The 9,097-nt window shown below is 39.7% G+C and carries 8 protein-coding genes; 5 read left to right on the top strand and 3 right to left on the bottom strand.

Going from position 1 to position 9,097, the window contains the following annotated elements; translation table 11 throughout:
* The first annotated feature begins 167 nt into the window (after positions 1 to 167).
* The 3 genes from KSO91_RS09280 to KSO91_RS09270 all read left to right on the top strand — a co-directional run bounded on the left by KSO91_RS09280 (position 168) and on the right by KSO91_RS09270 (position 3,506).
* The gene (locus tag KSO91_RS09280) at positions 168 to 569 is read left to right on the top strand and encodes a PEGA domain-containing protein (RefSeq protein WP_238742678.1); all 402 of its coding nucleotides are present in this window, start codon (positions 168 to 170) and stop codon (positions 567 to 569) included.
* Between the two features lie 84 nt (positions 570 to 653).
* Positions 654 to 2,549 (top strand): hypothetical protein, encoded by a 1,896-nt coding sequence (locus KSO91_RS09275; protein WP_238742677.1) that lies wholly within the window; start codon positions 654 to 656, stop codon positions 2,547 to 2,549.
* Between the two features lie 543 nt (positions 2,550 to 3,092).
* Positions 3,093 to 3,506: a hypothetical protein gene (locus tag KSO91_RS09270; RefSeq protein ID WP_238742676.1), complete on the top strand. Its 414-nt coding sequence runs from the start codon at positions 3,093 to 3,095 to the stop codon at positions 3,504 to 3,506.
* A 117-nt stretch (positions 3,507 to 3,623) separates the two neighbouring features.
* On the opposite strand, the gene KSO91_RS09265 is transcribed toward KSO91_RS09270, so the two are convergent.
* Positions 3,624 to 4,019, bottom strand: a complete 396-nt coding sequence (locus KSO91_RS09265; protein ID WP_238742675.1) for an ACT domain-containing protein — start codon at positions 4,017 to 4,019, stop codon at positions 3,624 to 3,626.
* Between the two features lie 244 nt (positions 4,020 to 4,263).
* Here KSO91_RS09265 and KSO91_RS09260 point away from each other — a divergent pair, with 244 nt between their 5' ends.
* Both KSO91_RS09260 and KSO91_RS09255 read left to right on the top strand, forming a co-directional pair.
* Positions 4,264 to 4,950, top strand: coding sequence for a metal-dependent hydrolase (locus KSO91_RS09260; RefSeq protein ID WP_238742674.1), 687 nt, complete (start codon positions 4,264 to 4,266; stop codon positions 4,948 to 4,950).
* A gap of 248 nt (positions 4,951 to 5,198) precedes the next feature.
* Positions 5,199 to 5,537, top strand: coding sequence for a thioredoxin family protein (locus tag KSO91_RS09255; RefSeq protein ID WP_238742673.1), 339 nt, complete (start codon positions 5,199 to 5,201; stop codon positions 5,535 to 5,537).
* A gap of 52 nt (positions 5,538 to 5,589) precedes the next feature.
* Here the strand turns inward: KSO91_RS09255 and KSO91_RS09250 are convergent, their stop codons facing one another.
* Positions 5,590 to 6,891, bottom strand: a complete 1,302-nt coding sequence (locus KSO91_RS09250) for a GGDEF domain-containing protein (RefSeq protein WP_238742672.1) — start codon at positions 6,889 to 6,891, stop codon at positions 5,590 to 5,592.
* 536 nt (positions 6,892 to 7,427) lie between these two features.
* Entirely contained in the window at positions 7,428 to 8,972 is a 1,545-nt protein-coding gene (gene norR / locus KSO91_RS09245) for a nitric oxide reductase transcriptional regulator NorR (RefSeq protein WP_238742671.1), read from the bottom strand.
* Between the last annotated feature and the right edge of the window lie 125 nt (positions 8,973 to 9,097).

Here is a 9,097-nt window from a genome sequence, read left to right as displayed (position 1 = left end):
GTTCAATTTTTTTTACATTTATTAAAAATAATTTGAAGAAAAGAGAAATTTAGCGCGAAAAGTATTTTTTGATATCTCTCGCAGCCCTTGTATAGCTTGAAAATTATTTTCACCGAGAATTGCTGTACACCCTTAAGGATTCTGCACTAAATTATTTTTTTGAACAAATGCAACAAAATGATTCAGCCCTAATTTCATTTACCCTCAGATGGCTGCTAGTCACTCAACCTTTAGTCCAACCTATCGGCTCATCTATCAATAACACATTAAAGATAGCCCAAGGATTTAATGCCATTAGTGGGCCTTTAGATCGCTTTGATTTAAAGGTCATGCGAGAACGTCCCATTACTAGGCAACCACACCCCGTTAATAAATTATTACCTTTAAACATTACCACCAATATAAAAGGTGCAAGAATTGCAATAATGAATATTAAGCCTAAATATCAAGCCGGAATGAAACTGCCTCCGGGAAGCTACAAGGTCAGAGTTTCAGCACCAGGGTACACATCGGTCAATAAGTTTATTTATTTAAAGCCAGATCACACCAACTTCAATATCAAACTTTAATCGCTAATTTTGCTGTGTTTGTCGGCGCAATCGCAGGTTATAAAAAACGCAGCAAAAGCGTATTAACTAAATAGGAATTTTTAAGTGAGTAAATTAGAGCAATTCCAAGCATTTATCCGCCATAATGGCAGAAAGCTTACGGGCATAAATGTGCCAGTAGTACTGAGTCATCAGGATGCCAAACAACCTCAAGTCAATTTTACTTTTGGTTGGAAAATTGAAATCGGTATATCAAAACATGATCATGGCCATTGCTGCCCGAACGGTATTGACGCCGGTCGTTCAGCCGATGCCAGAGCTGCCGCTCATAACAAAGCACAAGCTTACGTGAGCGGTCGCCAATCACTTTTTAATGACCGTTTTAAAGCCTTATTATCAAGTGATGTGTCTAGCAATTTTACGCTTAAAGATAAACACTTAAATTCAGCGCCAGAATGCTATGTCGGCACAGATCCTTGCCATCATTGTCATGGATCAGGCACAAACTCCTGTTATAGCTGTGGAGGGCAAGGCAAACAAGGCTGTAGTGCTTGTCATAGCAGCGGCCGTGTTAGCACGCAAAAATTCGATAACTATAGTAATCGTACAATTTACTCCACAGAATCTTGTTCGTCATGTTGGGGCAGCGGTAAAAAAACATGTTCAAATTGTGGTGGCCGCGGCACTGTCACTTGCGGGACTTGTTATGGAGTAGGCTGCTTATATTGTAGCTATAGCATTGATGGTGATGCCAAAAGACGTACAACTTGGGCTTTTGAGAGTGCTGATTATCATGACTGGAGTGAATCCTTTATTAAAAAAATAGGGCTTAATATTATTCACTCTTTAACTGACGTTACCGAGGTAGATGCCCAAGGTAGCCTAGATGGCTGTACTTTTATCTATGCGTTAAATGGACAATTACCTACCTTACAATTTACCGCTACTATTGCATCTGCGGATACCCGTATGTGTTTTGCTGGCAAACAAAATTTAACCCATGATGCGGGTGGTGTTTATGATCCTGCAGTATGGAGTATTGCGAAAAACTTAGCTTCCGGCAGTCAAAATGAAGATAAAGAAACACTGGCAGTTCCTGCGATTAAAAGCATCATTGAAGCCAACGAAAGTAATACTAAAATTGACTTGCTCGAAGAAAATTGGGTATCAACTGATATCAAAGACGCCGTTTTATCTAACTATCAAGAACTGCTCAGCCAATTAAGAAAACAAAGTGTTAAAGGCCTCTTGCCACAAATGCTGAAAGGTGTAATAAAGTATGGTTACTGCATCTTAACCCTCGCAATTATGATTGCGCTATTGCTACCGAATTTTGCTGCTGACACTGAATCTAGAGTCGGATTACATGATTATCCACGTGTGATCGAACATTTCCTTTTCGGTTGGTATGGGCTGTTTGGCTTACCGCATTTCGCTAACTATCTATTCGCAGTAGCATTTTACTGGATCACGTTCAAACTAGTGAAAAAGTTTTACTGGAAGCGCATCAGTACCTTTAAAGTCGCCTCACTAAGTTTTGTTCTCGTACTAGCGATTCCTCATTTCGTACTGAGTCTTTACTTTAATACTCAAATTGCATTGCAAAGCTCGGCAAAGATAGGACCGATGCTAATAGGAGGCTCTTTATTTGTCTGTCTCTATCTACTCGTGTGGGGATTCAAATTACCGAGAAAATGGTATTTAAAACCGCTGACTCTAATTCTCTCTGCAGCGGCGTACCTTACGATCCAGATAGGACTCTTTAAACTGAATAATACATTTGAGTTTATCCCGACTACCGATAAAGGCTATGTAAACGATATGGCAACGATACTGCAACCGGCCTTTGAATACGTTCACGTTAATCTTATGGAAATCATCGTATTAACACTATTATTCACTTACTTTAAAACTCGCAGGCAATTTTGCCTTAAAGCAAAAACAGCCGTTGCTGATTATGATAGCCCTGTATTATTAAAATCTATGGATATGGTCAAGTAATTACGCTATAAAATCAATGAAGCACCACTTCAGGCCGCCAAATTTGAGGTTGGTTTGGGCTTAGACAAACTTCTAAAATGAGGTTTATAGAAGCTTAATAAAATGGCGATACGTAAGATCCCCTAGGCACCTTATCTGAACTCAGTGCGGAGACCAGAATAAGGTCCCGCATAAGGACTTATCGAACGATTGACTGCGTTAATATCGGTAGGTGCAAATGCAAGCATTTAACACCTCGAATATTGGTTCCCTTATCTCATGCTGCAATGCAATACTGGTTTTCGAGCTGAGTGGATTGCGTCACCTTCAACTACCAAACTGATTCTCAACATCGGTTTACAGATCGAGATGCTGGCTTACACTAATGCTGCTACTCATCGCTGATTAACATACCAAAAGGCAGGAATAAGAAATAAGTAGCACTACGTTTTTTATTTTTTTTGTTATTACAGACCGCCCATTCAGCTCCCGTTCAGCTAATAACCGTTACATTAGCATTATCAGGCATACACCTGTTATCGGTAGAATAGACTGGAGAATATAATGAGCATTATTTCAACATTGAGAATAAAACAAAAAACGTTAATTATCGCTACTTCATTGTTATTATGTTTAGCGTTAACACCAACAACCTCAATCGCAGCGAATGCTGAAAAAGGAGGTTACAGAAATAACGATACGCATAATACGTACAAACAGCAGGGAAGTAGGCATGCTAAAAAGAATATAAGACATCAAAATAATGGCCAACATAATAAACACAGAAATAAATATAATGGTCATCATAATAAACATGCATATGTTGATTGTCGACATCATAGATATGAGCATAATAAACACAGAAGCCACTATCACAGAAAAGCGCATCATATGCTAAACAATCATTATCATCCTGATCGTTTCGCTGTGCAGATAGGTGATCACACAGGCCGCTTCAGTATTTTTGTGCGTGATTAAATCAATTAACACTTATGATCACAAATATTCAAGCAGTAGAGCAGAATACTACCTCCTATCGGCTACGGACTAACATTGGTAACAGCGTTGCGTTTAGCCTCTGCTAGCACACACCATTTAAACTGTGCTAAATTCGTTCAGTGCCGACAATGCTTGATCTACTTTGCTTGATTGTACAAACAGGTGATCATGATAATACGCGGCAACCACATTAGCGCTTATTCCATGGGTTGCCAACTTGGTAGCCACCGCGGCAGTTAACCCCACTGCATCTAAGCTGGAATGGACGGTCAAAGTGATCTGTTTGAATATACTCGTGAAGGCTAAATTAGCTTTTTCAGCTTCTTGCAGCGAAATAACCAAAGTGATCCCTTCGGCCTCTCTAAAAAAAGCTAAAGGTTGTAAATCTTCATAATCATAATGATCCTTTACCGTACAAAACACATACTCACCCTGTTGAATTTCAGGTGTCATAGATTTCAATAACTCATCTAAGTCAACGATTCCAGCCATAACTTGTATTCTCCATCTTATGGATAACTTAACATTTTTTAATGGCTATCGTTATTTTACAAGAGTAAAAGTAACAGTGAAAGTCAGTATAACTGTACATCCATGTTGCCATGGTTAAAATTATCGCTCAAATTGAATAACGTAAAAAATTTATGCCGTCATTTAGAGTAATGTCCCCCTATTTTAATAGCTAACTTGAACTGGCTTGTTAGAATATGACAATATTTTTTTATAAAAGAACAAAATGGCTAATTTTAATACTCATATTTATGTCGTAGCAGCCAGCAGCGGCCTCGCCTCTGCAGCACTCTTAACCGCCAACCATATTGATCTTAACAGCGCATTATGGTTATGGTTTTTAGGCAGTTTAGGTGGATTACTGCCCGATATTGACTCTGATAATTCAACCTCATTAGACAGTATTTTCACTCTGTTGACCTTATCGGTCATCTTAAGCACTATTTACTATCTCACCAAGGCATTCGCTGGCACCCTGAAATTCTCAGAACTAATTATTGCCCCACTGCTTATTTACGCTCTGCTGCGCTATCTTATTCGCCCGCTATTTGAAAAATTGACTATACATCGCGGTAGTTGCCATTCACTGTTTTTTTTACTGCTGGTCGCTTTACTGACCACGCAGATTATATGGCGCTATAGCCCAAACCACTCCTCTATTGTTGCTTGGCTTTCCGGCGGTTTTTTGTTTATGGGCGGGGTTATCCACCTGCTTCTAGATGAGATATGCAGTGTTGATTTAGGCAATAGCAGAATCAAACGTTCTTTTGGCAGTGCCATGAAACTGGCTGATTTCAGTCAAAAATATGCAACACTACTGATATTTGCGAGCATTGTGGCCTTAGCCTGGCTCGCGCCTCCCACACAAGCGACCTTAGAAATACTCACTAATTGGTCAAGATTTAAGCTTTAGATCATATCAAAGTATTTAATGAAGTGATCAAGTATAACGCAGTTAACGTCTATTTTAACAAGCAAGACCGGTCGTCGTAACTCACCGCTGCGGAGATTTAAGTTGTTCTGTATCACGTACACAACAAATTTTTATTAAGAATCTATCTGCAGCACTTGTTAACTGTACGATATTTAAGGGTGAGTTCGGTTGGAAATGACTCAAATACACTAATCTTTATTAGCGGTTTAATACAATAAGGAAAAAACATGAAAAGTTACATTACGGGATTTAATCCTGATTATTGTGAAGATGCGCCAACGCTGAATCAAATCAGTGAGCTGAGCGGTGATGCGATTTTAGAATTTGGAGCTCCATGGTGTGGTTATTGTCAGGCTGCAATACCAGCGGTGCAGGAGGCGCTTAATGCGCATAGTGAACTAGCGCATATCAAAGTCTATGATGGTAAAGGTAAAAAACTCGGCCGCGCCTTTCAGGTTAAGCTTTGGCCTACTTTTATTTTGTTTCATGATGGTCAGGAAGTGGCTCGTCTAGTGCGACCGCTCCATGTCGATCAGCTACATCGGCTACTGGCCAACATTAATTAACCTTATTTCTATTGGTAATGTACTGCCATCCCAACTATGACCGCATAATTTGTTAATAATAGCTACGCGGTTTAAACGCAGTCTGAGATTTCATTAACTCCAATTCAGACTTCATACGCTCATATTCAGCCTGCTCTGTGGTCGTCTTTTCTTGTGGTTGTAGATCTGACTCGATAACAGAGTTGGATTCTTGTTTCTGCTTTTTCTGTTCAACCATCTCAGAGATTTTTTGGGTTACTTTTTCTGCTCGTTGCGAATATGAATTAGCGGATAAATTTAGCACCTTCTTTATCTTATTAACAGATTCAGTGATTTTTCCAGTTACTTTTTCTGTTCGCGGCGAAGCTGAATCTAACACCTGATTTTTCCGCTTAATCGATTCTTTGATTTTGCCAGTTACTTTTTCTGCTCGCTGCGGATCTAAATTGTCTGCTACATCTAATGCCAATGGTTTCTGCTGAACAGGTTTATTGATTGTTTCGCTTACTTTGTCTGCTCGCTGCGACGCTGAATTGTCTGCCACATCTAACGCCAACGGTTTCTGCTGAACAGGTTTATTGATTGTTTCGCTTACTTTGTCTGCTAGCTGCGACGCTGGATTGTCTGCCACATCTAACGCCAACGGTTTCTGCTGAATAGGTTTATTGACTGTTTCGCTTGCTTTTTCTGCTAGCTGTTGCCCTGAATTGTCGGCTACATCTAACACCGGCTTTTGCGGTTCAAAATGTCGACTCACTTGATTGCAACCCGATCTCTGAGAGAGGCTTAAGGCACGATCGGCTGTTGTGATTAAGTCCTTCCTTGATATGGGATAAACACTAGAGAAACCAATACTCAAAGTGACGATATCACTAACGCTCGAGTGCTTATGCTCTGTCTTTGATTTTTCAACGGATTGATGTAATGCTTCGGCTATGGCGCGTGTCTTTGCTAGATCTCCGCCTTTAATTAAAATTGAAAATTTATCTCCTTTACTGCGAGCCAAAAAACATCCAAATTTTTCGCATTGATTTTTGAGCGCTAAAGCGATCACTAATAACATAAAGGCAGCGGCTTGATGGCCATAATTTTTGTTATAGGCATCAAAAAAATCAATTTCACATATCAATACCGATAATAGTTGCTTATCTTCACTCGCTTCTTCCCAAAATTGTGCATATTTAAGATCAAATTCATGACTATCAGCAATATTCATTTGAGACATTACCAGCCCAAAGGCCGATAATTCAGAACTAATTTTAACCTCATTTTGATGAAATTCTTTTATATCAACGATACTCTTATCCTGATTCGCCAACTCTAAATCGGCGCATTCACTGCGGGTCTGTTGTTTAGCTGGATCAAATTTTTCCATAAGTATTTCTGCATCCCGTTTTTATTCATCAGCCCCGGTTCGGAACTAAGAGAGCTTTTTTATTGATGACAATTGTTAATCCAATATAAATTTACTGAAGGATTACACATGGTGGTTTCATTAATTCAAATTAGTATATTTATTAAACTTCATAAAAACGTGAACTATAGCTAAATAATGACACTCACCACCCGCTTACCCACTTCTATAAACAAAATCTGTTGTTTATTTCCATGTAACTCCTAGATATAACATCCGCAACTTGATACAGGCCATCACCAATGCATGACAAAGTAATGATTAAGCACTCGGCCCCTATACCCAAAGCACCTCAAGAGCTAGATTCAGCCCTGCGCTCGGATGCTAGAAGAAGGCATAATATGAAGCACTCTCGAGAGATTAACTGCAATCTTAGTTGTTTAACGACGAGATCATCAACCTTCTGCCTAGAATTTCATCATTTATCGTCATGCTGGTTCCTGCATCTTGAGATAGCTGGGTATATAGCGCATAAGCTCAGGAATACGGGCTGCTCTTTACTTTAAATTAAGCCTTTTTGCTAAACGGTGCAGATTACCCGTATCAAGTTTAAGGTCTCTCGCTGTTGATGCCCAGCTACGGTTATTGTCTTGATAAACTTGTTTGATCAGCTCCGCCTGAAAATCATCGGTTGCCTCACGTAATCCTTCTTTTATTCTCTTTTTATATTCCGGTAATTTATCTCCTGTGCCCGTTTCGCTCAAAGATAAAAGATGCTCACCATCAAGCTGGAAATGACTGGCTTTTAAAAGCAAATAAGAATCTGTTGTTTGTGATTTTGCTATTACCGCTGCACGGTTAATTGCATGCTCTAATTCACGTACATTACCTGGCCATGAATACTGTTGAAGTAGAAGCGTCGCTGCAGGATCAATACTCAAATTTGCACATCCCAGTTTATTGCGGCAGCGCTCGGCAAAAAATCCAGACAACAAGACCACATCGTTTCCACGATCTCTTAAAGGCGGTACATGCACAGGAAAAACATTCAATCGATGATAGAGATCCGCGCGAAAACGCCCTGCTTTCACTTCTTCGTGTAACGCGCGGTTGGTTGCTGCAACGATCCGGGTATTCACTTTTAAAGGATGCTCATCACCGACTCTTTGTATATCTCCATATTGCAAAGCACGTAGCAGTTTAGCCTGTAAGGAAAGTGGTAGTTCACCAATTTCATCCAAAAACAAGGTGCTGTTATTAGCCAATTCAAACTTACCTTTACGATCACTGATGGCGCCTGTAAAAGCGCCTTTTACATGTCCGAACAGCTCACTTTCTGCAACTGACTCCGGCAAGGCGGCACAATTTAAATAGATCAAGGCATGCTCACGGCGCCCAGATTGTGCATGCAACGATGAGGCAACTAGCTCTTTACCCACACCTGTTTCACCCGTCACCAAGACCGACAATTCAGTATCGGCAACCGCTTTAATCTGTGCTTGTAGATCTAAGATCCCTTGCGATTGACCTATCATCTCAGCCGATTGCTGTACAAACGCATCATGTGCATCAATATTGCTAAATATACCTGTCTGACTTTCAAGTTTTTCCATTAATAAAGAGGTATGCAAACTCGCCGCCGCAAGTGCACTAATAATACGCAGATCCTGATTACTAAAACGATCAAATTGCTGCGGTTCAAAAGCATCGATAGTCAATGCGCCAATCAAATGATCGTTGGCAAACAATGGTAAACCAATACAGGAATGCACATTTAATTCATCTTCATGATTAGGGATCAGGCCATCATAGGGATCGGGTAATTTGCTATCCGCCGGGAAACGTACAATATCCCCGGCTCGCGCAATCGCCTCCAATCTAGGATGTTCTTGTATATTAAAACGTCGTCCTAATACCTCATCATAAAGACCGTTAATCGCAAGTGGTGAAAACTGCTGATGCTGAAAACTCAATAATGCTGATGCATCACAATTAAACAGTTTACGGATCACTAAAAGTAGACGATCAAATCGGTCCTGACCGGAGACACTGGTAGTCAGATCAATGGCTAATTGCGTTAGTGCTAAATGTTTATTTTCCATATTAAAATCCACTTCTAAGCTATATTTTATAGTGTCATTATGACATCTTCATAGTCATAATGACACTATAAAATAACTGTCATTATGACATTTTAATAAATCAAAAATAATTAAACTATTTAAAA

It is taken from the genome of Psychromonas antarctica, from assembly GCF_022267535.1.
GTDB classification, from domain to species: domain Bacteria; phylum Pseudomonadota; class Gammaproteobacteria; order Enterobacterales; family Psychromonadaceae; genus Psychromonas; species Psychromonas antarctica.
Note: the sequence above shows the minus strand (reverse complement) of the source record. Positions and strands in the feature narration are given on the sequence as shown.

Excerpts from the sequence above, each read along its gene's own strand:
- KSO91_RS09265 (WP_238742675.1), bottom strand. The coding sequence starts at position 4,019 with ATGGCTGGAATCGTTGACTTAGATGAGTTATTGAAATCTATGACACCT.
- KSO91_RS09255 (WP_238742673.1), top strand. The coding sequence starts at position 5,199 with ATGAAAAGTTACATTACGGGATTTAATCCTGATTATTGTGAAGATGCG.
- KSO91_RS09250 (WP_238742672.1), bottom strand. The coding sequence starts at position 6,891 with ATGGAAAAATTTGATCCAGCTAAACAACAGACCCGCAGTGAATGCGCC.
- KSO91_RS09260 (WP_238742674.1), top strand. The coding sequence starts at position 4,264 with ATGGCTAATTTTAATACTCATATTTATGTCGTAGCAGCCAGCAGCGGC.
- KSO91_RS09270 (WP_238742676.1), top strand. The coding sequence starts at position 3,093 with ATGAGCATTATTTCAACATTGAGAATAAAACAAAAAACGTTAATTATC.
- KSO91_RS09280 (WP_238742678.1), top strand. The coding sequence starts at position 168 with ATGCAACAAAATGATTCAGCCCTAATTTCATTTACCCTCAGATGGCTG.
- norR (WP_238742671.1), bottom strand. The coding sequence starts at position 8,972 with ATGGAAAATAAACATTTAGCACTAACGCAATTAGCCATTGATCTGACT.